This is a genomic window from Streptomyces sp. NPDC104761, from assembly GCF_055583445.1.
In genome coordinates this window covers 300,854-322,013 of the sequence record NZ_JBVJNZ010000012.1, presented here as the reverse complement: position 1 = coordinate 322,013, position 21,160 = coordinate 300,854, and the positions used below count along the sequence as shown (strand labels likewise).

Annotated in this window: 19 protein-coding genes and 1 pseudogene; 8 read left to right on the top strand and 12 right to left on the bottom strand. The window is 71.2% G+C overall.

Annotated elements, in window-relative coordinates:
• The first annotated feature begins 80 nt into the window (after positions 1–80).
• Positions 81–1,082, top strand: a complete 1,002-nt coding sequence (locus tag ACZ63F_RS30490) for a zinc-dependent alcohol dehydrogenase family protein (RefSeq protein WP_469715706.1) — start codon at positions 81–83, stop codon at positions 1,080–1,082.
• A gap of 131 nt (positions 1,083–1,213) precedes the next feature.
• A complete protein-coding gene (locus ACZ63F_RS30485; RefSeq protein ID WP_469715704.1) occupies positions 1,214–1,876 on the top strand; it encodes an NADPH-dependent F420 reductase in 663 nt (220 codons plus the stop codon).
• Positions 1,877–1,960: 84 nt separating this feature from the next.
• Here the strand turns inward: ACZ63F_RS30485 and ACZ63F_RS30480 are convergent, their stop codons facing one another.
• Positions 1,961–2,521, bottom strand: a complete 561-nt coding sequence (locus ACZ63F_RS30480; protein ID WP_469715701.1) for a glycoside hydrolase family 25 protein — start codon at positions 2,519–2,521, stop codon at positions 1,961–1,963.
• A 99-nt stretch (positions 2,522–2,620) separates the two neighbouring features.
• Entirely contained in the window at positions 2,621–3,676 is a 1,056-nt protein-coding gene (locus ACZ63F_RS30475) for a phosphatidylinositol-specific phospholipase C domain-containing protein (RefSeq protein ID WP_469715699.1), read from the bottom strand.
• A 157-nt stretch (positions 3,677–3,833) separates the two neighbouring features.
• Here ACZ63F_RS30475 and ACZ63F_RS30470 point away from each other — a divergent pair, with 157 nt between their 5' ends.
• Entirely contained in the window at positions 3,834–4,736 is a 903-nt protein-coding gene (locus tag ACZ63F_RS30470) for a PfkB family carbohydrate kinase (protein ID WP_469715696.1), read from the top strand.
• A 63-nt stretch (positions 4,737–4,799) separates the two neighbouring features.
• On the opposite strand, the gene ACZ63F_RS30465 is transcribed toward ACZ63F_RS30470, so the two are convergent.
• From ACZ63F_RS30465 to ACZ63F_RS30440, 6 genes and pseudogenes are all read right to left on the bottom strand, one after another.
• Positions 4,800–5,723 carry an LLM class F420-dependent oxidoreductase gene (locus ACZ63F_RS30465; RefSeq protein WP_469715693.1) on the bottom strand — a complete coding sequence of 308 codons (924 nt, stop codon included), beginning with the start codon at positions 5,721–5,723 and terminating at the stop codon, positions 4,800–4,802.
• Positions 5,720–6,538 carry a methyltransferase domain-containing protein gene (locus ACZ63F_RS30460; RefSeq protein ID WP_469715691.1) on the bottom strand — a complete coding sequence of 273 codons (819 nt, stop codon included), beginning with the start codon at positions 6,536–6,538 and terminating at the stop codon, positions 5,720–5,722. Before ACZ63F_RS30460 ends, ACZ63F_RS30465 begins: the two co-directional genes overlap by 4 nt.
• Complete coding sequence (locus ACZ63F_RS30455) at positions 6,453–7,898, bottom strand: preATP grasp domain-containing protein (protein ID WP_469715688.1); 1,446 nt, start codon at positions 7,896–7,898, stop codon at positions 6,453–6,455. Before ACZ63F_RS30455 ends, ACZ63F_RS30460 begins: the two co-directional genes overlap by 86 nt.
• A 28-nt stretch (positions 7,899–7,926) precedes the next feature.
• Positions 7,927–8,583 carry an isochorismatase family protein gene (locus tag ACZ63F_RS30450; RefSeq protein WP_469715686.1) on the bottom strand — a complete coding sequence of 219 codons (657 nt, stop codon included), beginning with the start codon at positions 8,581–8,583 and terminating at the stop codon, positions 7,927–7,929.
• Between the two features lie 70 nt (positions 8,584–8,653).
• The gene (locus ACZ63F_RS30445) at positions 8,654–9,820 is read right to left on the bottom strand and encodes a 3-deoxy-7-phosphoheptulonate synthase (RefSeq protein WP_469715763.1); all 1,167 of its coding nucleotides are present in this window, start codon (positions 9,818–9,820) and stop codon (positions 8,654–8,656) included.
• A 194-nt stretch (positions 9,821–10,014) separates the two neighbouring features.
• Positions 10,015–11,184 (bottom strand): annotated as a pseudogene (locus tag ACZ63F_RS30440) (NAD(P)-dependent malic enzyme); the annotation flags it as partial.
• A 264-nt stretch (positions 11,185–11,448) separates the two neighbouring features.
• Between ACZ63F_RS30440 and ACZ63F_RS30435 the strand changes: the two are divergent.
• The 4 genes from ACZ63F_RS30435 (at position 11,449) to ACZ63F_RS30420 (ending at position 17,745) form a co-directional block, all read left to right on the top strand.
• Positions 11,449–13,392 (top strand): anthranilate synthase family protein, encoded by a 1,944-nt coding sequence (locus ACZ63F_RS30435; RefSeq protein ID WP_469715684.1) that lies wholly within the window; start codon positions 11,449–11,451, stop codon positions 13,390–13,392.
• A gap of 16 nt (positions 13,393–13,408) precedes the next feature.
• Positions 13,409–14,743, top strand: coding sequence for a preATP grasp domain-containing protein (locus ACZ63F_RS30430; protein ID WP_469715681.1), 1,335 nt, complete (start codon positions 13,409–13,411; stop codon positions 14,741–14,743).
• Between the two features lie 30 nt (positions 14,744–14,773).
• The gene (locus ACZ63F_RS30425; RefSeq protein WP_469715679.1) at positions 14,774–16,006 is read left to right on the top strand and encodes an MFS transporter; all 1,233 of its coding nucleotides are present in this window, start codon (positions 14,774–14,776) and stop codon (positions 16,004–16,006) included.
• Between the two features lie 197 nt (positions 16,007–16,203).
• Entirely contained in the window at positions 16,204–17,745 is a 1,542-nt protein-coding gene (locus ACZ63F_RS30420; RefSeq protein WP_469715677.1) for a LuxR C-terminal-related transcriptional regulator, read from the top strand.
• A gap of 769 nt (positions 17,746–18,514) precedes the next feature.
• Here ACZ63F_RS30420 and ACZ63F_RS30415 read toward each other — a convergent pair.
• A complete protein-coding gene (locus ACZ63F_RS30415) occupies positions 18,515–18,901 on the bottom strand; it encodes a DDE-type integrase/transposase/recombinase (protein ID WP_469715761.1) in 387 nt (128 codons plus the stop codon).
• A gap of 172 nt (positions 18,902–19,073) precedes the next feature.
• On the opposite strand from ACZ63F_RS30415, the gene ACZ63F_RS30410 reads away from it, so the two are divergent.
• Positions 19,074–19,418 (top strand): hypothetical protein, encoded by a 345-nt coding sequence (locus ACZ63F_RS30410; protein ID WP_469715675.1) that lies wholly within the window; start codon positions 19,074–19,076, stop codon positions 19,416–19,418.
• Positions 19,419–19,827: 409 nt separating this feature from the next.
• Here the strand turns inward: ACZ63F_RS30410 and ACZ63F_RS30405 are convergent, their stop codons facing one another.
• Genes ACZ63F_RS30405 through ACZ63F_RS30395 form a run of 3 tightly spaced genes read right to left on the bottom strand, consistent with a single transcriptional unit; the run spans position 19,828 to position 20,865 of the window.
• On the bottom strand, positions 19,828–20,247 hold the full coding sequence (locus ACZ63F_RS30405) for a PIN domain-containing protein (protein WP_469715673.1): 420 nt from the start codon (positions 20,245–20,247) through the stop codon (positions 19,828–19,830).
• Positions 20,247–20,489 (bottom strand): type II toxin-antitoxin system VapB family antitoxin, encoded by a 243-nt coding sequence (locus ACZ63F_RS30400; RefSeq protein WP_093498964.1) that lies wholly within the window; start codon positions 20,487–20,489, stop codon positions 20,247–20,249. Before ACZ63F_RS30400 ends, ACZ63F_RS30405 begins: the two co-directional genes overlap by 1 nt.
• Before the next feature lie 37 nt (positions 20,490–20,526).
• Positions 20,527–20,865, bottom strand: coding sequence for a nucleotidyl transferase AbiEii/AbiGii toxin family protein (locus ACZ63F_RS30395; protein WP_469715671.1), 339 nt, complete (start codon positions 20,863–20,865; stop codon positions 20,527–20,529).
• Between the last annotated feature and the right edge of the window lie 295 nt (positions 20,866–21,160).

Below are 21,160 nucleotides of genomic sequence, written 5' to 3'. Positions count from 1 at the left end.
TAGTCCGGCGAGACGCGCGGACAGGAAAGCGAGACAGAAGAGCATGGATCGTCTCGCGGACGCCGCCTAGCGTCGACCGCATGACGAACACCGCACGCACCGTGCTCTTCCACGAGACCGGCGGCCCCGACGTCCTGACCGTCGAGGACGTGCCGCTCCCCGGCCCCGGCCCCGGCGAGGTCGCCGTACGCGTCGAGGCGCTGGGCCTCAACCGCGCCGAAGCCCTGTTCCGGTCGGGCACCTACTACTACCAGCCGACCCTTCCCGCCTCCCGGCTCGGCTACGAGGCCGCCGGGACCGTCGAGGCCGTCGGCGAGGGCGTCACCGAACCGGCCGTCGGCGACCCGGTGACCACCGGCCCCGGCATCGAGATGAGCGCGCGGGGCGTGTACGCGGAGCGAGTGGTGCTGCCCGCGTCCTCGGTCGTCCCGCGCCCCGACCGCGTGGACGCGGTCACCGGCGCCGCGGCCTGGCTGACGTACACGACGGCGTACGGCGGGCTGCTGGAGACGGCCGGGCTGCGGCCGGGCGACCACGTCCTGATCACCGGGGCGTCCAGCGGCGTCGGCACCGCGGCGATCCAGGTCGCCCGCCGGATCGGCGCGGTCCCGCTCGCCACCACCCGCACCGCGGACAAGCGCGATCGGCTGCTGGAGCTGGGCGCGGCGGAGGTGATCGTCACCGGGGAGACGACACCGCAGGACGTGGCGAAGGAGGTCAGGCGGCTCACCGGGGGCGGCGGCGCCGAGGTGATGTTCGACGCGATCGGCGGCCCGGACTTCCGCCCGCTGGCCGAGGGGCTGGCCGCGGGCGGCTCGGTGGTGGTCTACGGCTGGCTGGACGGCAGCCCCGCCGAGCTCCCCTGGAACTGGCCCTTCACGATTCACACCTACGCCAACGGGGTCTTCACCGCGACCCCTGAGGGCCGGCGCCGGTCCACCGCCTTCCTCAACGCGGGCCTGGCCGACGGCGGCTTCCGCCCGGTCGTCGGCGAGGTGCTGGACGGCCTGGACCGCATCCGGGACGCGCACCGCCTGATGGAGTCCAACACGCACATCGGCAAGATCGTCGTACGGATCTGAGCAGGGGCCCGGCGGCTCCGGAGCCGGGCCTCACCCGTTCGGACCGGCCGTGGAACAGGTCGCGCACGCCCGAGGTTGTCGTTGCGCAGCAGCTTGTGTACGCAAGTGCATGGACTCTCGGAAGGTGTGTCATGAAGATCGGCATCATCGGCGCGGGCAACATCGGCGGCAACCTCACCCGGCGGCTGACCGCGCTCGGTCACGACGTGTCCGTGGCGAACTCGCGGGGTCCCGAGACGCTCGCCGCCCTGGCCGAGGAGACGGGCGCGACGGCGGTGCGGGCCGCGGAAGCGGCGCGCGGAGCGGAGGTCGTGGTGGTCACGGTCCCGGTGAAGGCGGTCCCGAACCTGCCGGCCGGCCTCCTGGACGGCGCCGCCCCGAACGTCGCCGTGATCGACACGAACAACTACTACCCGCGGGAGCGGGACGGCCGGATCGCCGGCATCGAGGACGAGGGCATCACGGAGAGCCGCTGGACCGAGCGGCAGATCGGCCACCCCGTGATCAAGGTCTTCAACGGCACCTTCGCCCAGGACATCCTGGACCGCGGCCGCCCCGCCGGGGAACCCGGCCGCCAGGCCCTCCCGGTCTCCGGCGACGACGAGGCCGCCAAGCAGGTGGTCCGCGCCCTGATCGACGAACTCGGCTTCGACACGGTCGACAACGGCGGCATCGACGACTCCTGGCGCCAGCAGCCGGGCACCCCGGTCTACGGCCTGCGCGCCGACGCCGAGGGCGTCCGCAAGGCCCTGGCGGAGGCGTCCCCGGAGCGCCCGGAGAACTTCCGCGGCTGACGGCCGAGCCGGGTCCTGCGGGACGGCCGGCGGCGGGACCGGACCGAGGAGCCCGATCCCGCCGCCACGGGCCGGCGCCGCCGGTCAGTCCTTCTTCGCGGCCCAGGCCTTGAGGGCGGCCTTGCTCGCGAAGTCCGCGACGTCCTTGTCGTGCGGATCGCTGGTGTACTGGTGGAAAACCCAGTCGGCCTTGATGCGGGGGTGGCCCGCGCTGACGTAGTCGGCGATCCAGAGGCCGTCGCCGGCGTACGAGGTGGTGTCGATGTTGAGCCAGAAATTCCGGTTGGTGTAGAGCACCACCCGGTAGCCGGGCCGCAGTGCCTTCACCTTGCGGATGAAGGAGTCCTTCTCGGCGTTGCTGGCGTGGGTGCCGTCGCCGGTGGTCTCCCAGTCGACGGCGAGGATCTCGCCCGCCTTTTCGGGGGCGTGCTGGACGAAGTACTCGGCCTGGGCGGTGAGGTTGCCGGGCCAGAGGAAGTGGTAGTAGCCGACGACCAGTCCGGCGTCGCGGCCGGTCTTGGCCTGGGCGGCGAGTTTGGGGTTGACGTACGAATGCCCCTCCGTCGCCTTGATGAAGACGAAGGAGAGGCCATCCGTGTCGTAGCTGGAGGACTGGTACGCGCTCACGTCGATGCCGTGCAGCATGGGGGGACTCCCTGGGTGCCAGTGGGGTGACACGAGTTGCAACTGCGTATGTCGTATTCCCCGCCGCGCCGAGAGCGATCCGCGTGGGCCCCTGAATTGTCAGCCGCGGGCCGCCACCTCGCCGAGGACGGCCGCCGACTTCGTCGACCAGTCGGAGGTGATGATGCTGGCGTGGTCGCCGGCCAGCAGCGCCAGCCGGGCCGCGACCTCGGCGTCGGTGGGAGCGGTCGAGGAGATCGCCGGTGAGACGTTGTACGCGTCCGTCATGATCAGGATGTAGTGGTTCGTGGCGTAGAACGACGTGTCGTAGCCGTTGTTCACGTACGTCGCCGCGTCGCCGTCGAAGAACACGAACCAGGGCTGGATGGAGGCGTCGTACCTGCTGGTCCGTGGATCCCCGTTCGCGGCGCCCAGGACGGCGGGGAAGGCCTGGGCCTGGGAGATGTTCCCGGCCGCGTACAGGTCCCGCAGGTGGTCGCCGTACTCCTGGTCCGTCCAGTAGTGGTCGAACGGGTTCGCCTGCTCCACCGTGCCGGGGATCAGTTCGAAGATGAACTTGCCCTTGAGCTGGTCACGGGTGGGCCAGGCGTTGGCCTTGGCGGCGGCGTCGAGGGTGGAGTACGAGGAGCCGAGCAGGTCGGCCGGCTTGTACACGCTGCTGCCGAGCTTCTGCGAGACGAGCGTGTCGAAGGCGGTGGGCCCGAGGCCGATGGTCTGGTTGAAGCCGACCTTCATCTCGACCTTGACGACGATGGGTGCGTGGTCCGGGTGCAGTTGCTCCCAGGCCGCCATGTTGTCGAGGCAGCTGCCGAGGTCCTGGCTGGTGGCCTGGCTGTAGAGCTGGCTGGGGGTGTTGGCGTGTTCGCAGTTGTTGTCGTCGCCCCACGGGTTGCTGTGGCTGACCCGCCACCGCTTGCTGATGCTGTCGACGTACACGTCCAGCTCCAGCAGCGAGGCTCCGGAGTCCAGCGCCTGCGCCCAGTAGGTGTACTTGGTCCTGTCGTACGCGTTGTGCGTGCCGACGGAGGTGGTTCCGGAGAACTTCGCCGCGTTCAGGTCCGTGGCCGTGGCCGTGTCCGCGTGCGCGGCCGAGCCCGCCATCACGAACAGGGCCCCGGCACCCACGACCGCCGCCAGCCGTCTCAGTACACCCATGACCCAACTCCCTTGGATTGGTGGTGAGTTGACGGCAGCGTAGAAGCATGTGGTTACTGAGCGGTAGCCCTTGGGGGAACATCGGCCTCCACAACTCCCTCAGGACTCACGAGGCCCCCCGTACGCTGGCCGCGGGCAGAGGCCCGAGGAGGCGCTGGTGCGGACGGATCCGATGGCGGGGCGGCGGCCTGCGGGCCTCTTCGTGGGGCTGTGCACGCTGGACGTCATCCAGCTGGTGGACCATGTGCCGGGGCCGGACGAGAAACTGACGGCCCGTGACCAGGTGGTGGCGGCGGGCGGTCCGGCCACCGGTGCGGCGGTGGCCTTCGGCCGGCTGGGCGGCCGGCCGCGGCTGCTCACCGGCCTTGGCTCGCATCCGCTGGCGCTCGGCGTCCGGGCGGATCTCGACGCGCTCGGGGTGCGCGTCACGGACCTCGCGGCCGGCCGCGGGCAGCCGCCCACGGTGTCCTCGATCCTGGTCACCGAGGCGACCGGAGAGCGCGCGGTCGCCTCCGTCAACGCGACCGGGCACCGGCTGCGGGCTCCGGCCGGCCTGGCGGAGCTGGTGGAGTCGTGCGACATCGCCGAGTTCGACGGGCACCACATGGACCTGGCCGTCGAGGTTGCGCACGCCGCCCGCGGGGCCGGCCGGCCCACCCTGCTCGACGGGGGCAGCTGGAAGGACGGCACGGAGCGGCTGCTGGCGTCGACCGACGTCGCCGTCTGCTCGGCGGACTTCCACCCGCCCGGTACCGCCTCGCCCTCCGAGACCCTGGAGTTCCTCCGGGACCACGGGGTGACCTGGGCGGCGGTCACCGGCGGCGCGGCGCCGATCATGTGGGCGGGCCCCGGCGGCGGTGGCCTGGTCGGCGTTCCGGAGACCCGCGTGGTGGACACGCTGGGCGCGGGGGACGTCCTGCACGGTGCCCTCGCCCACCAGCTGAGCGGTCCCGGCCCCCTCGACGGGCCGGGCTTCGCCGAAGCCCTGGCCCGGGCCGCGGCGGTGGCCTCCCGCGCGTGCGCCTCGTTCGGCACACGCGCGTGGCTGACCGCGGGCTGACCGGCGCCCGCAGGCGAACAGCGCGGCAGCCGGTGCACCCTGTCCGGAGCGGCTCCGCGACGACTAGGAACGGGACTGGTCGGCCTGCGAGTTGAAGGCGGACGCGGCCGCGGCCAGCGCGTCGAGGTGGCGGAGGGCGGCGTCGTGCGGCGCCCATGGCAGGTTGAGGAGGACCCGGTGGACTCCGGCTGCGGCCAGGGTCTCGAGAGTATGCAGGTCGGCGTCGGTCCAGAAGACGGTGACGGGGAGCGGCGAGCGCCCTTCGGCCTCGGCCAGTTCGCCCAACCTTGCGATCTGCCGCACGAGTCCCGCGGTGTCGCCACCGTAGATCGGGGCCCAGCCGTCGCCGTACTCCAGAGCGCGCCGGTAGGAGGCCGTGCCCTCCCCTCCGACCAGAACGGGAGGCCAGGGTCGCTGGACGGGTTTGGGCCAGGAGTGCATGGGGCCGAAGTCGACGTAAGTTCCGTGAAACTCGGCCTCGTCGTGCGTCCAGATCTCCTTGGCGGCCAGGATGTGTTCGCGCATCACCTGGGTCCGCACCTTTGGATCCACGCCGTGGTTGCGCATCTCCTCACGGTTCCACCCGGCGCCGACACCGAATACGAACCGGCCGTCGGACACCCGGTCGAGGCTCGCGACCTGTTTGGCCAGGGTGATCGGATCGCGCTGGGCCACGAGCAGGATCCCCGTTCCGATGAGCAGCTCCCGGGTGACGGCGGCGACGGCGGCCAGTACGACGAGCGGGTCCGGAGTGCGCGCGTACCGGTCCGGCAGCGCACCGGCGCTCAGCGCGGACGGCACGGTCTCCTCGGCGAGCACGTACCGGGCTTTGGCCCGCATGGGGACGTACGGCGATTCCCGGCTGATGGGAATGTGCGTGTGCTCGGGGAGAAACAGCGACTCGAAGCCTCGTTCCTCCACGGCCCGCCCCAGCGAGACCGGGTCGATCCCCTGGTCGGTGACGAAGGAGGAGACGCCGATCTTCATTCGCTGTCACCCCCGTCCGGACGGCGTCCCCAGGCCGACATCATCGTCTGCCCCGCCATGTCGAAGTCCGGGTCGGCCATGCGCTCCCGCAGGCCCGCGGTCTCCTCGGCGCTGATCAGCCCGCCGATGTCGTCCCGGGCAAGAAACTGCTCGTGGGAACCCAGGTAGACGGCCGCCAGGGCGGAGGAACCACCGCGCAGGGTCAGCACGCGACCCTCGGCATCGACGTCGACCAGTCCCGAACGGCGCAGCATCCCGGGGAGCTTGCGTCCCACAAAGGGATCAAAACCGTGGCGCCGGTAGAACGCGGCGAGCTTGTCGATCAGAGCGCGCGCGGAGTCGTTCTGCGCCGGGGTGCCGACCGGGCCGTACGAGCCCCAGTCGTAGTCCTCCACCAGCAGCCATCCTCCTGGCCTGACCGCGCGGACCAGCCGGGCCAGGATCTGCTCGCGTTGCGGGAAGTGGATGAGGATCAGCCGCGCGTGGACGAGGTCGAACGCGTTGTGGGGAAACTCCTCCGTGAGGAAGTCGTGACGCACCACGCTGACATTGGCGGGCTGCTCGGCCGCGGTCAGGTGCCGGGTGTCGATGTCGGTGGCGAGGACCCCGCCGCTGTCTCCGACGGCCGCGGACAGCCAGGGCAGCAGGCTTCCGCCACCCGCCCCGGCCACCAGCACGCGGGAACCCCGGCGGAGGCCGAAGCGGGACAGGTGACGGAGGGTTCCCGGATCATAGGTGCTCTCGATCGCACCGAGCCGTGCCCGCTCGTTCGGGGCGGAACCGTCCATGAGGTAGTGCTGCGACACATGGGTCATGAGGATTCTCCTGAGGCCGGACGGCGGAGTGCGCGGGAAGGGAGAGGAGGGCGTCGGCCTGCGCCGCAAGCATGTCGGCGGCGTCGGGCGAGTCGGCCACGGCGCAGAACTCTCCGTACGGGGGCGTCCGAGTGTCGTCGTGCACCGTGATCAGGACCCCGCTCCTGCGGTGCGGGTCGTACCGCAGGCCGTGCTCGGCGAGCCGGGCCAGGGAGGTGCCCAGCGCGGCGCCGGGACGGTGCCGGCAATCGAGCAGCACGCGGTCCCTCGGAGGCTGGGTGACCCCGGCGCGCTCGGCTATCACGTGGGTGTGGGTCGCTCCGCCGGCCCGGGCGTTGAACTCGGTGAGCAGGATCTCGTCCGCCGGCGTGAGAATGGCGTCGACGCTCAGCCGGCCCCGGTACCCCATCGACCGTGTCGCTTCGCCCAACTGCCGTGCCTGGGCGAGGAAGGCCGGGAACGCGGTCCGTTCCGCGGCGGGCGCGGGAACCACCAGTCCGGCGATCAGCGGAGCCATCCGCATCTCACCGTGCCCGTAGGAGGTGACACCGTCGGCCGCGATGTGGAGACCCACGTAGAGCGACGCCGACCCCGGGACGTAGCGCTCGATCACCAGGGGATCCCGGCCGCGGTGTGTGTAGTGCGGCCAGCGGTCGGCGAGGAGCCGGGCCAGCGTGGTCCGGCTGCGCACCACCGTCGTCCGGCTCACGCCCAGCGCCTCCACACCGTCACCGGGGCTCAGCAGTTCGTTTCCACGGCCACCCAGGTGCCGGGCCTGCTTGACCACGGCCGGCACACCGTCGGCCAAAAGGCTCCACAGGTGTTCCTCCGCGAAGCGCGGTGACGTGGCGACCACCCCGTGCGGGACACTCGCACCGACGCCGGCCGCCATCGCCCGGAACGTCCCCTTGTCGTTGAGCAGTTCGCCACCGCCCTGCTCGAAGAACGAGAACCCCGGGGTACCGGCGTCCAGGCCCAGCCGGCGGGTCAGGTCGGCCACGCCGGTGTCGAACAGATAGGGCCACATCCGGTCGATGCCGCGCTGCCGCACGGTCCGGAGCAACGCCCGCTCGAACGAGGTGAGCCGGGTCCGGCGGTCCAGGGGTACGTGCACCCCTGCCTCGGCGAACGGCGCGACCACCACGGACAGCGACTTGCGGTCCATCCCGAGCACGTGGGTCACATGGCGTACGAAGTCCGAGCTCACGGGAGCCGGAAGCACCACGACGTCGCCGGGCTCGGCACACCACAGCGCCCGGTGGGCGTGCGTGTTCGCATAGCTCTGGGTCGGCGCCTCACCACCGTCGTCCGGTCCGCGATGGTGCGCGCTTCCCAGATTGGCGAGCAACAGCTTCGGCATGTGCCTCCTTGCCACGTGGTGATCGGTCTCACGGGATCGAGAGGGGTTCCGGCCGCGCCTGGTCCGCAGGCCCGCTCGCGGCGCTCAGGGCCAGGAGGACGTCGCACGTGGTGGTGACTGCCGCACAGTTGTGGGCGGCGTAGCTCAGGGCCAGCCGGTGCCGCTCCAGGGAGAAGTCGGCGACCGCGTCGGCGACCAGGAAGGGCTGCACGTCGTGCGAGAAGGCGTCCACACCCGTCATGAGGACACCCACGTGGGCGTAGACCCCGCACAGGATCAGCTGGTCCCGGCCCGCCTCGCGCAACCGCTCCAGCAGCCCCGAGCGAAACAGGGCGCTGTAACGCCACTTGGTGAAGACCTGGTCGCCGGGGCGCGGGCCCACGGCCTCGACGATCCTGCGGTCCTGCGGTTCGGCGCTCATGCCGGGACCCCAGAAGTCCTTCAGCAGTCCGCGCTGTGCGTCGCTCATGTCGCCGGGCTGCGCGGTGTACACGACCGGGACGCCCAGGTCGGCGCAGCGGGTCCGCAACAGGCGGCAGTTGTGCAGAAGTTCGGAGGCGGGCGAGCGGTCGGGGGCGAACGGGCGCAGGAAGTACTCCTGCATGTCGTGGACGAGGAGAACGGCCCGGTCGGGGGCCGGGACCCACGGCACACGGGTTTCGGGCAGATCGCGCTTGGTGGGCATGGGGTACGGCGGTATCGGGCTGATGCTCACGGGTGGCCTCGCAGGTAGGGGTGGGTGTGCGGGCGGGGCGTCAGGCGCGCCAGGCCGCGGCGACCGAGAGGGCCTGGGCCGGGTCGAGCCGCGGGTCGCACAAGGTGGTGTAGGGGCCGGTGCGGCCGGCGTCGGCCACGGCCGCGGCGTCGGGGACGCACTCGGCCACGGAGTCGGGCGTCGCCTCGAGATGGAGACCGCCCGCCACGCCGCCGCCACGGCGTACAGCCGTCAGGAACTCGCCGACCTCCTGCACCACGGCGGTCAGCAGCCGGGTCTTGAGACCGCCGGGCGTGGTGACCGTGTTGCCGTGCATCGGGTCGCACAGCCAGACGACCGGATGCCCCGCCTCCCGTACCGCCGAGACCAGGCGGGTGAGCCGGTCGGCGGGCCGGCCGGCGCCGAAGCGGGCGACGAGGGTGAGCCGGCCGGCAACGCGGTGCGGGTCGAGCATGCCGCACAACTCCAGCAACTCCGCGGGGGTGCAGTCCGGGCCGACCTTGCAGGCGACGGGGTTGGCCACGTCGGCGAGCAATCGCACGTGGGCCCCGGCCGGGTCACGGGTGCGCTCGCCGATCCACGGCCAGTGCGTGGAGGTGAGCAGCAGACGGCCGTCGTCCGAGCGGCGCAGCGACGGCAGTTCGTAGTCGAGCAGCAGGGCCTCGTGACTCGTCCAGACCGCCGGGTCCGGCAGTGGGGTCCAGGAGCCCGCCTGCCGGCGCAGGTGGTCCATCGCCGCCGCGGCGGCACGGTAGCCGGTGACCAGGCGCAGCGGATCGGGACGGCGGATCATCGGCTCGGGTTCGGCGCCGTTGACCACCAGGCCGCGGAAGACGGGCAGTTCCACACCGTCGACGCGTTCGGTGGGGCGGGAGCGCGGCTTGGCGAACTGACCGGCGATCCGGCCGACGCGGACGACGGGCAGCCCCGCGCGCATCCGCAGCACACCGGCGAGCGCGTCCAGCAGGCCGACCTTCCGGTCGATGACCTCGGGGACGCAGTCGGCGGGATCCTCCGCGCAGTCACCGGCCTGCACGACCAGCAGCCGTCCCGCCGCGGCCTCGGCGAGCAGCGACCGTAACTGCCGTACCTCCTCCCAGGCGACGAGCGCGGGCAGTGCGGCCAGATCCGCGCGGACCTTCTCCACGAGCCAGGTGTCCCCCCAGTCCGGCTGCTGCGCGGCGGGCAGAGCCAGGAAGCGGGCCATCTCGTCGCCGGTCGGCGGTGACCGGAACAGTTCGGGTGCGGCGAGCGCACCGGCATGGCTGATCACGGCTGGTCCTCAGGAAGCGGCAAGGGGAGCGCGGGGGACAGGGGCGCGGACTCCTGGCGCGGTGGTCGGGGGCTCAGGTCCGGCGAGGTCACCGGGACACCCGATGCCCGGCCGTCGACGTCGGCGGACTCCTTGCGGGCAGCCGCCGCGACCGCCGTCGCCACCCCCGGTGCCACCCGGGGGTCGAGCACATGGGGGACCACCCGGTCCGGGGCGAGGTCCTCCGCGGCCAGGGCGACGATGGCGTCGGCGGCGGCCAGCATCATCCGTTCGGTGATGCGGGACGCGCCCACGTCCAGGGCTCCCCGGAAGATCCCGGGGCAGGCCAGCAGGTTGCTGATCTGGTTCGGGCGGTCGCTGCGGCCGGTGGCGACGACGGCCGCGTGCCGGCCGGCCGCCTCGGTACCGATCTCCGGGGTGGGGTTGGACAGGGCGAAGACCACCGCGCCGGGTGCCATCGCGGCGATCAGTTCCTCGGGCACCGTCGCCGAGGACACCCCGACGAACACGTCGGCTCCCGGCAGCACGTCGGCCAGCCCGCCGCGCACGCCGGTCGGGTTGGTCAGCTCGGCGAGCCGCGCCTTCGCCGGGGTCAGCCCCGGCCGGTCCCGGTACACCACTCCCTGCGAGTCCAGTACCGTCACCTCACCGGCCCCGGCGGCCACCAGCATGCGTGCGCAGGCAGTGCCCGCGGCCCCGGCCCCGGACACCACCACCCGCAGGGAGTCCAGCGGCTTGCCCAGCAGCTCGGCCGAGCTGCGCAGCGCCGCGAGCACCACGATCGCGGTGCCGTGCTGGTCGTTGTGCATCACGGGGCAGTCCAGCGCCTCGTCCAGGGCCCGCTCCAGCTCGAAACAGCGCGGCGCGGACACGTCCTCCAGGTTGACCGCGCCGAAGGAGGGGCGCAGCCGGGTGAGCGTCTCCACGATCTCGTCCACGTTCTGGGTCCCCAGCACCAGCGGCACGGAGTCGAGCCCGCCCAGCGCCTTGAACAGCGCGGACTTGCCCTCCATCACCGGCAGCGCCGCCGCGGGGCCCACGTCGCCCAGTCCCAGGACGGCGGTTCCGTCACTGACGACGGCGACCAGGCGGTGCGCCCAGGTGTACCGGGTGGCCAGCCGGGCGTCCTCGGCGATGGCCCGGCTGACACGGGCGACCCCGGGGGTGGAGATGACGGACAGCGTCCGGGCGTCCAGGGGCGTGTGGGGGACGTGCGTGCTCAGCTTGCCGCCCAGGTGGGCACGGAATATCTCGGCCTCGGTGAGCTCTTCGGCAGGGGCCTGATGTGCGACCGACACGGACTTCCCTTTCTGAGGGAGCGGGTGATCGCGTTCGACGCTAGCCGCCGCCCGCAGCGCTGCGGAACTACTCGACCGAGTGGGTCGACCGTTCCGCCGGCCCGCCCCGCGGCACCTGTGCAACGCACCCACTCGTTCGAGTAGTTGTAGGTGGCACGGGTCCTGCGGAAGTCTCGGAAGCGTCTTCCCCACGTTTCCCGTCCAGCCGCTGACCTCTGTTTTTTCCGCTGCGCGAGGAAAACGTCCCCCTTCCCAGGAGGTGCCATGACCGGCCTGCTCGGCTCGTTGCTAGCGCCGGACGGCGATCCCCCCGCCTACGCCCTGCTGTACCGGCCCGAGAGCGGCGTGCCCGACCGGGTCGAGGTGGTCGTGGGCGAGGTGAGCGAGCCGGCGTCCCTGGTCGATCTGCCGCTCGACGAGGGAACGGGGCCGGTCCGCGCCGCCGTCGAGCAGCACGAGCTGCTGGCCGTGGTGCCCTTCCGGCAGCTGGCCGAGCGCGGGTTCGCCGCACCCGACGACGGGGCACCGCTGCTCGCGCTGCGGATAACCGCGCAGGAGTCGGTGGACCTCTCCGACGCTCTGCGGATGCTGCCCGACGACCGGCTCGCCGTCCGGAACGCGGGCTTCGCCGTGGACGACGCGGCCTACGCCGACCTCGTACGGACGGTGCTGGCAGAGGAGATCGGCCGGGGCCGCGGAGCCAACTTCGTCATCGAGAGGCCGTTCGTCGCCGAGATCGACTCCTTCGGGCCGCGGGCGGCGCTGTCCGTCTTCCGCCGACTGCTGCTCCAGGAGCGCGGCACCTACTGGACGTTCCTGGTCCGGACCGGTGATCGCACCTTCGTCGGCGCATCTCCGGAACGGCACGTCAGCGCGGTGGGCGGGGAGGTCGTGATGAACCCCATCAGCGGGACGTACCGCTACCCGCCCGGCGGGCCCTCCGTCCCCGGTCTGCTGTCCTTCCTCGCCGACCGCAAGGAGACGGACGAACTGCTCATGGTGGTGGACGAGGAACTCAAGATGATGAGCCGGATCTGCGAGCGGGGCGGCCGCGTCGTCGGCCCCTATCTCAAGCCGATGGCCCGGCTCGCTCACACCGAGTACCTCATCAAGGGGCACAGCACCCGGTCCGTGCCGGACATCCTGCGCGAGACCCTGTTCGCGCCGACCGTGACCGGCAGCCCGCTGGAGAGCGCCTGCGAGGTGATCAGCCGCTACGAACCCGCCGGCCGCGGGTACTACAGCGGCGTGATCGCCCTGGTGGGGCGGGACGCGGCGGGTGGCCGCCGTCTCGACTCGGCCATCCTCATCCGCACGGCGCAGCTGGATCGGACCGGCCGCGTGCGGATCGGCGTCGGGGCGACCCTGGTACGCCACTCCGATCCGGCTGCGGAGGTCGCCGAGACAAAGGCCAAGGTGGCGGGGCTGCTGGCGGCGATCCGCGGCGGGGTGGGCCCCGGCAGCACGGACGCGCAGATCGGCGCCGGCGCCCGCGACTGGTCCGCCGACTCCGACGTCCACGCCGCTCTGGCCCGCCGCAACACCACGCTCGCCCCCTTCTGGCTGGCCCGCCGCGACGACCTCCCGGGGGAGGTGCGGGGTACCGTGCTGCTCGTCGACGCGGAGGACACGTTCACCGCGATGCTCGGTCACCAACTCGCCGTGCTCGGCCTGACCCCACGGATCCGGCGCTGGGACGACCTGGCCGACGCCGAAGAGGCGGGCCGGTACGACCTGGTGGTCGTCGGCCCGGGCCCCGGCGACCCCCGTGCCCTGTCCGAACCGAAGATCGCCGCGCTGCGCACGCTGACGCGTGGACTCCTGGAGACGGGTCGGCCCTTCCTCTCCGTCTGCCTCGGACACCAGGTCCTCGCTGCGGAACTCGGCCTGGACCTGGTCCGCAAGTCCCGCCCGCACCAGGGCAGCCAGCGCGTGATCGACCTGTTCGGCCGGCGCCGCCGGGTGGGCTTCTACAACAGCTTCGCAGCACTTGCGGACGGTGACCGCTTCGCCCCGCCGGGCCTCGGCACGGCGGCCGTCGAGGTCAGCCGCGACACCGCGACGAACGAGGTGCACGCGCTGCGCGGCCGGCACTTCCGTTCCGTGCAGTTCCACCCCGAGTCCGTGCTGAGCACCGACGGCTTCGACGTCCTGCGCGAGTCGGTGACCGGTCTGCTCACCGTACCGGCCGCCGCGCACAGTGCCTGATCCGACAGGAGATCCCGTGCCGAAACTGATCGTGAGCAACCAGCGCACCGACGAGATGATCGGCGACCTGGGCAGCCTGACCCCCGAGTACCGGCGTTACGTGGCCGGCCAGGCGCAGCGCATGGTGTGGCTCGCCGAACCCGGCGACGTACTCGTCCTGCCCGTGGAACTGGACGAGGAGTTCCTCTCCTACGTCGCCCGGCTCAAGGGCATCGACCGAGCGTCGTGGACCGTGCTCGTCCCGCCCGTGGGACGCCTCGGCGAGGACGTGCTCTCGCGGGACCGGCTGGAGGACGCCGGGTTCGTCGCCCGGCTGCGTGACGCCGTGCGGGAGCGCGCCGTACGCACGATCCTGCCCTTCCACTTCGACCGGGTCAGCGTCCGGCTGGCCCGCGCCCTCGGCCTCGACGAGCACACGCCCGGATTCCCGTTCGCCGCCCAGGGCGGTACGACCCTGCTCAACAGCAAAGCGACCTTCCGGGCACTGGCCGTCGGCCACGGCATACCCGTGCCGTACGGGACGGTGACCGACGACCGGGCGGAGGCCGAGGAGTTCATCCGGCAGGCCTTCGACACGGGCCGGCCTGTGATCGTCAAGCAGGATTTCCACGTCGGCGGCATAGGCAACGAGATCGTCAGCCCCGTGCCGGGTGTCCGCCCGATAGGCGCCACCGGCACCGAGGTGATCGTCGGCCCGGCGGCGCTCGCGGCCCACCTGGACCGGCGCTGGGCGCACTACACCGGCCCGCACCGGAGCCGGGTGGTGCTGGAGCACTACACGCCCGAATCCCCCGCGGTCTACTCGGAGTTGCTCGTCAGCAACGACGGTGTCCGGCTCGTCGGACACGGCGAGATGCGGATGAAGCCGGTCATCAACGGACTCATCGTGCCCGCGCCCTCCCGGCAGCTGGCCGCCTTCGCGGGCTTCCTCGACGACTCCCGCCGGCTGTCCGAGACACTCCGCAGGATCGGCTACCGGGGCAGCCTCAGCGTCGATGCGATCGTCACCCCCGAGGAGCGGATTCTCGTCAACGAGATCAACGGACGTGTCGTCGGCTCCGCGCACATCCACCGCATCGGCGAGGAACTCGTGGGCGGGGACTACCCCGACACCCACGTCCTGATCGAGAAACGCCGCGTCGCCTTCCCCGACTTCCGTACGACCCTGGACAAACTCGTCGCGGCGGACCTCGCCTACGACCGGACCCGCCGCACCGGCGTCGTCGTCACCGTCCACGACAACGGCCGTACCGGCGGATTCGGTGGCAGCTGCCTGATCGCGGAGGACGACGCGGCCGCCCGGGCCCTGGAGGAGGAGGTGGACGCGCTGTTCGGGGGCACGAGTCGGTGACCAGGGCCGGAGAACTGTTCGGGAGCAACGGTGAGTGAGAGTACGAAGCGGCAGGAGGCCGGCGCGGCGCCACCGGGATACCGGGCGCTGCTCGCCCGGCCGGGGGTGCGGCCCTGGCTCCTGGTCACGCTGGCGGCGAAACTTCCCGTCGCGATGGCGCCGCTCGCGCTGGTGTTCCTGGTGCGGCAGACGCCGGGCGGCTACACGCTGGGCGCCGTGCTCGGCGGTGCGTACGTGGTCGGTGAAGTGGCCGGTGCGCCGGTGCTCGGCGCCCGGCTGACGGGTACGAGACTGCGCCGGGAGCTGGGCCTCGGACTGCTGGGGGGCGCCGCCGCCTTTGCGGGACTCGCCTTCTGCGGCACGGCGCCCCGGCCGGTGGCGGTGGTTCTGGCGTTCCTCGCCGGATGCGCCCCCGCCGCGCACGCCGGCGGACTGCGCGCCCTGTTGGTCGGTGCCGTGCCGGAGCAGGACGTGGCACGCGCGTTGAGTGTCGAGACCACGCTGACGCAGGGCATCTGGGCCGTCGCACCCGCCGCCGTGGCGTTCCTCGCGCTGGACCTGGCTCCCGGCGCCCCGCTGTTGCTCGCCGCGTGCTGCGCGGCCCTGGCCGCGGTCGGGGTCCGGGCGCTGCCCCGGGCGGGCACGGCGGACCCGGACCCGGCTGCGGGCGGCGCGGCTGATGGCGGACAACCTCCGTCGCGCACCCGGGCGTTGGCAGCGGGCTGGCCTGTCTACCTCACCAGCGCCGCCGCGATGGCACTGCTGGCCACCGCCGAACTGGTACTGCCCGCGCTGCTGGAGTACCGCGGGCTGCCCGTCGCCTGGGCGGGGCCGTTGCTGACCGCGTTCTCCGCCGCCAGCGTCGCGGGCGGTCTGCTGTACGGCGCGCGGCAGTGGCCGGGTGGTGCACGGGCCCAGAGCCTGGTCCTGCTGGTGGTGATGGCGGCCTTCGTGGCGCTCACAGCCGTACTGCCCGGGCTCGTCGGCATCGCTGTCGCCCTGCTGCTGGCCGGTGCCTTCAAGTCGGGGGTGATGGTCACCCGGAACCTGTCCCTGCGTGAGCGCGTGCCGGCCGGGATGCTCGCGGCGGGCTACTCCGTCATGTACGCGGTCCAGGGCGTCGGCTACAGCCTCACCGCGTCCTTGGCCGCCGTCGTCCTCGACCACGCGGAACCCGCCGTGGCCGTCCTCTGCGGCGCGGCGCTCACGCTGCTGCTCACCCTCGTCAGCGCGCTCGCCGAACGCCGTCCCCGCACCGTCTGACGCGGATCGGGGTCGTCACACGGGACCCACTGGTTTCGGCCGAAGATCCCTATCCCGGTCATTTCACATGTCGTTCACGGATCAATGGATCAACACCGCTAATCTCCGTACAGTGTCCGGTCGGTGGGACAACTCCCCGGCAGGCCGGCCGGAATGGTGAACCAGCGCGAGAAAGCGGTGTGATCCCATTGTCCAAAATGCTGAAGACCAGGGACTCGACACTCCTGAGTTCCGCCTCCCTGCTGGCCTCACAAGGCGACGTGGACCAGATCTCCGCCCTGCTGCGGGCCGTGGTGACCGAACCCTTGGGGCTGGTACGGGCGTTGGCCTCGGTCGGCTCCGTGGCGCAGGCCGTGCAACTCATCGAGACCGCACTCACCCTGGAGTTACCCTCGGGCCTCGCGGCCCGGCTGCGGTGTCTGCTGGTGGAGTTGGAGGTGGTGGGGCGGGATCTGCCCGAGGCGCTCGCCTCCGCGGAGGAGATCCTCGGCACCGAATCCGGGATCCCGTCCTCGGTCCGGGGTGCCGTGGCCGCCAGCCGGATGTTCGGCCGCTACTTCCTGGACGTCGCCGAGGGCCGTCGGCGGGCCGAGGCCGTGCTGCGCGCGTACGGCGGGCGGATCGCCGGTGAGGCCGAGGTGCTCGCCGCCGCGACGGTCCTGTCCGACGCGGTGCTGTCCGACGGGCTCGTCGTCGAGGGACTGCGGCTCGCCCGGGCGGCCGTGGCCGCCGCGGCGGACCTCCCGTCCCCGGTGTGGCGCGTTTACCTCCACGTGGTGCTGGCGGAACGGCTGGTGGACGTCGGCGCCTACGAGGAGGCCGAGCACGTCATCCGGGCCGCCCGTACGGACGGCGGCCAGCCGGCCGGTGGGGTCGGCCTGACCGTCGCACACGTGCGAGCCCGGCGCCTCAGCCACCAGGGCAGGCTCGCAGAGGCCCGCGACGAGGCCCAGAAGGCGCTGGCGGCGGCCGTCGGCCGGGGCGTCCGGCTCTCGGTGCCGCCACTGCTGGCCACGCTCGGCCAGTTCGCCCTGCTCTCCGGAGACCTCGACGGCGCCGACGGTTTCGTACGCGGCTACCGTGAGGCGCTCGGCCAGTCCCCGGGCCGTCTGCCCTCGGCCGACTACGACTGGGTCGAACTCCAGGTGACTGCCGCCCGGTACGGGGCGGCTGCCGCGCTGGGCGAGATGAACCGCCGGTACGCCACCGCGGACCGCCGCGCCGTGCTGTTCGTCCGTCAGCCGGGTGCCGCCGCCTGGTTCGTCCGGACCGCGCTGGCGGCGGGCGACGAGAACTGGGCCGCCACCGCGGCCGCGCAGGCCGGGCGGCTCGCCGAGCGCAACCCGGGCGTGCCGCCGCTGGCCTCCGCCGCGCTGCACGCCGTCAGCCTGCTGGAGGGCGACCCGGACGGGTTGGTCCGGGCTGCGACCGAACACGTCGACCACGGGGCCAGGACTTCCGCCGCCGAGGACCTGACGGCCTTGCTCGACGGCCGTTTCCGCGGCCCGGCGCAGCCGGACACGGACCGTCCCGAGGCGGGAGCGACCGCACTCAGCGACGTGGAGCGTACGGTGGCCCGCCTGGTGGGCGAAGGCCTGACCAACCAGCAGGTCGCGTTCCGCCTCCGGCGTTCCCCGCACACCATCAACTACCACCTGCGCAACATCTTCAGGAAGCTGGGGATCAGCTCCCGGGTCGAACTCGCCCGCCACACCCACGGGTGGGCCCCGAGCCCCTGACCCGGGCACGCGCCCCGAGCCGCGCGGCTCAGGAGAGTGGCTCTCCGGCCGGGAACCCGGAAGGCAGGGGCCACCGGGCCCGGTCGTCGCCACCGGCGACGACCGCGACCAGCACCTGGCCGAAACCGAAGGTGGCCGCCGGTCCGGACGCCTAGCACTCGATGATGTTCACCGCCAGCCCGCCCCGGGCCGTCTCCTTGTACTTGACGTACCTCTGGACGGCTGTTGATCACAGAGTTGACCTGCAGTTTTGGCATCCCGAGGCTTGCCTTGAATCATGGGGGACTTTTTGGGGACTTCTTGTCGTCAGCTGACAACAACGGATCCCATGCTGCGTGAGACGCCTGCGGGGTGGGGCCGTTGCTGATCGGGCGGCATGAGATGGCTTCGGCGAGCCCCGCGCTCGTGATGCGTAGGTCTAGGGTTCGAATCCCGAAAGCGGCTGGCGAACCTCAGGTCGGGCATCTGACGCGTAAATATGTCCAGGTCGGGGTGGGTCTGGGCAGGGCTGGGTGCCTAGTGGTCGTCGCGGCCGCCGGGCGCTGCGTCATGGGTGGTCAGGCTGAACCGCTCCGGGAGCGGTGGAGGCTCTATGCGTTGACTCCAGCCGCCGGTTGGGGCTGGTGTTGAGCGTAGTAGTTGATCTCGTGCTCGTGGGGCGGGATGTCACCGATTGCTGTGTGGAGGCGCTGGTTTTTGAACCAGTCGACTCATTCCGCGGTAGTAAGTTCGACGTCGCCGAGGCCGTGCCAGGGCTTGCGGGGCTTGATCAGCTCTGTCTTGTAGAGACCGGTCCGGGATTCCATGAGCGCGTTGTCCAGGGCGTCGCCGACAGTGCCGATTGAGGCGTCGATTCCGGTGGCGAGGAGATGCGTGGTGAACGCGAAGGAGGTGTATTGACTGCCCGCGTCGGAATGGTGAACCAGCCCCGGTCCTGCGTGAGTTCCGGCGCGGTCGCGTCGCCACAAGGCGATGTCGAGGGGTCGAGGACGAGCTTGGCCCGTTTGCTGGTGGCGGCTGACCAGCCCACGATCGTGCGAGAGAAGACGTCCACGACGAACGCGACGTAGACGGTCCCGGACCAGGTGGCGACGAAGGTGAAGTCAGCCACCCACCGCTCGTTCGGACGTGACGCGGTGAAGTCGCGCCGGAGCAGGTCACCAGCTCAAGTCCGGTGACCGGCTCGACCTCGGCCTGGAGGTCAGGACTCGGAAGCCCACGGGTGATCTGCCGACGATCAAACACCCCTCGGTAGGATTGATCGATATGGGCAACCACGTCACCCAACGACAGACTGGCCAGACCTTGATGTCGCGTACCGATGCGGTGTGGGAATGATCAGTGGTTATGCCTGGATCCTGCCTGCAGTGATCGCCGTCGGCTGGATCCTGTCGTGGTGGGGAGCGCGGTGGATCCGGTGGAGCCTGCTGGCCACCGGCCTCGTCGTGTCTGTGCTCGTCTTCGTCACGGGTTTCCACGTGTCGTCGCCGGCACTCAGTCCGGACAGCGACTGCACCCGCGAACAGGTGCAGTGCATGGACGGGCGCCCGATCCCCTGGCTGGAGGCCGGGCTGTTCGGCTTCGCATGCTGCGTGCTGTTGCTGATCGTCACGACCGTGGCCGAAATCGTCATTCGACTCGAACACCGGTCCTCGGTGGAATCACCACACTGACCTCCTTGCGCTCCAGCGGGAAATCAGCAGCAGCAACCAACGGCCGGGGCCGAGCGCCCGGACCGTGCGGCCACCGGCCTCTGGACATCGAGCCCTTGAGAGACTGGGTGCGCTGACGTGAGTGGCGCGGACTCTGGAAGACGAGCCGGCTCTTGGTGTGGGGTGTACAAGCTGATAGCAACCACCTGCGGGGTGCTTGTCGGGAAGTCTCAGTCCCCTCTCCGGGCCGGCCGGATGTCTCGCTCCCCAGCACGCAGCGTATGGCGTTCCCCATGGCGGGTCAGTATGGGCCGGGCTGCGGCGGGCGGTGGCCTGGAGTCTGGCCCTCCGGCACTCACGCGATCGCCGATGTCGAGGCCGGCATGCTCCCTGTAGGAGTCACTGGTCTCCATTGCGGTCTCAGTACCGTTCAGCGGTCGGCGATGCCTGGTGGCACGACCCACTCGGTGGGCTGGCCGGTGAGGGAAGCGATCATGTCGAAGTCGCCGTCGTAGTGGAGTACAGTCAGCCGGTTCAGCTCCGCTGTGGCGGCGATGAGAAGGTCGGGGAGTGACAGTGCCCGGTGGAAGCCTGCGTTGAGAGCGCGGCGCTGGACCTCCAAGGCGCGAGTGAAAGCGTGGTCGTCACCGTGCAGGTAGTCGAAGGCGCGCAGCCAGGTACTGATTCGCGTTGCCTCGGCGGTGTCCCGGGCCGAGTGGATCATCTCGAATTCGGTGGGTTGGCAGACTGAGAGCAGGTAGCGCTCGTGGAGGGGCTTGAGTACCTCTCTGACACCGGGTTTTGTCCAGCGCGCCAGAGCGGACTTGTCGATCAGGTAGCGGTCCTGCATCAGGCGGCTCGGTCACCTTCGCGCTTAAGGGTTCCGTCGGCGTTCCGAGGGCCGGTGCTCTCGATGATCTCGCTGAAGTCGAAGTCGCCGGCGTCCATGGCGTCGAAGCCCTCCTGTCGCAGGTGCCGTTTGACGGCGTCCTCCATGGCGAGGCGTACGGCCTGGGCTTTTGTCTTGGTACCGAAGATGCGCATGGCCTCGGCGACCATGGTCTCGTCGAGGTCGATTACTGTCCTCGCCATACTGGCCTCCTCGCGTCATCAGAACCGCCAAATGATATCAGATTTGCATGAGAAGCGATATCGTATGGCGAGCCCTGGCGGGGTCCGTCATGTGGGTCGTGGAATCTGGTCGGCCTCGTCCTCCTCGCGGATGGGGGCCGTCTTGAGTGTCGTGGGATCGAGTGCGACGCCGTCGTCGATCTGCGATGGGCGTGACCCTGCGGATGATCTCGGTTTCTGTGCCCGGGGACGAGCGGCCGAGGATGTCGATGTCGCGGGTCATTCGACGTGCGCCGAACTGGGCGAGCAGCAGGCCGCCCTTGAGGACGAAGTGCTCCCGGCCCAGGGGCGATGAGGCCGGGCGCTGGAGGAACCGTTCGAGGACGTACTCCACCATGACCTCGTCCGTGGGCCGGCTGTTGCGGTTGGCCAGGTTGCGCAGGTCGTTGTAGACGCGGCCTGCGATGAGCTGGAGTTCGTCGACCCCGCCGGGTCCCCTTCGGCGCAGGTAGCGGACGAATGGGGTGGAGCGGCCGGTCAGCCGCTGTTCCAGACGTGAGTTTGCCGCAGCGTCGATGTATCGAATGAGACCCCTCAGGCGGACTCAGGGGTTCGATTTGATGCGTCCAGTGGCGGGTGGGCGGCGCATCCGGTAGTGATCACGTGCCGCGAAACTGCAGGTCAAGAGCAAC

Coding starts and splice junctions, on each gene's coding strand:
- ACZ63F_RS30485 (WP_469715704.1), top strand. CDS start 1,214: ATGAAGATCGGCATCATCGGCGCGGGCAACATCGGCGGCAACCTCACC.
- ACZ63F_RS30480 (WP_469715701.1), bottom strand. CDS start 2,521: ATGCTGCACGGCATCGACGTGAGCGCGTACCAGTCCTCCAGCTACGAC.
- ACZ63F_RS30395 (WP_469715671.1), bottom strand. CDS start 20,865: ATGGTGGAGTACGTCCTCGAACGGTTCCTCCAGCGCCCGGCCTCATCG.
- ACZ63F_RS30490 (WP_469715706.1), top strand. CDS start 81: ATGACGAACACCGCACGCACCGTGCTCTTCCACGAGACCGGCGGCCCC.
- ACZ63F_RS30400 (WP_093498964.1), bottom strand. CDS start 20,489: ATGGCGAGGACAGTAATCGACCTCGACGAGACCATGGTCGCCGAGGCC.
- ACZ63F_RS30460 (WP_469715691.1), bottom strand. CDS start 6,538: ATGACCCATGTGTCGCAGCACTACCTCATGGACGGTTCCGCCCCGAAC.
- ACZ63F_RS30445 (WP_469715763.1), bottom strand. CDS start 9,820: ATGGCCCGCTTCCTGGCTCTGCCCGCCGCGCAGCAGCCGGACTGGGGG.
- ACZ63F_RS30450 (WP_469715686.1), bottom strand. CDS start 8,583: ATGCCCACCAAGCGCGATCTGCCCGAAACCCGTGTGCCGTGGGTCCCG.
- ACZ63F_RS30465 (WP_469715693.1), bottom strand. CDS start 5,723: ATGAAGATCGGCGTCTCCTCCTTCGTCACCGACCAGGGGATCGACCCG.
- ACZ63F_RS30435 (WP_469715684.1), top strand. CDS start 11,449: ATGACCGGCCTGCTCGGCTCGTTGCTAGCGCCGGACGGCGATCCCCCC.
- ACZ63F_RS30475 (WP_469715699.1), bottom strand. CDS start 3,676: ATGGGTGTACTGAGACGGCTGGCGGCGGTCGTGGGTGCCGGGGCCCTG.
- ACZ63F_RS30455 (WP_469715688.1), bottom strand. CDS start 7,898: ATGCCGAAGCTGTTGCTCGCCAATCTGGGAAGCGCGCACCATCGCGGA.
- ACZ63F_RS30405 (WP_469715673.1), bottom strand. CDS start 20,247: ATGCAGGACCGCTACCTGATCGACAAGTCCGCTCTGGCGCGCTGGACA.
- ACZ63F_RS30420 (WP_469715677.1), top strand. CDS start 16,204: ATGCTGAAGACCAGGGACTCGACACTCCTGAGTTCCGCCTCCCTGCTG.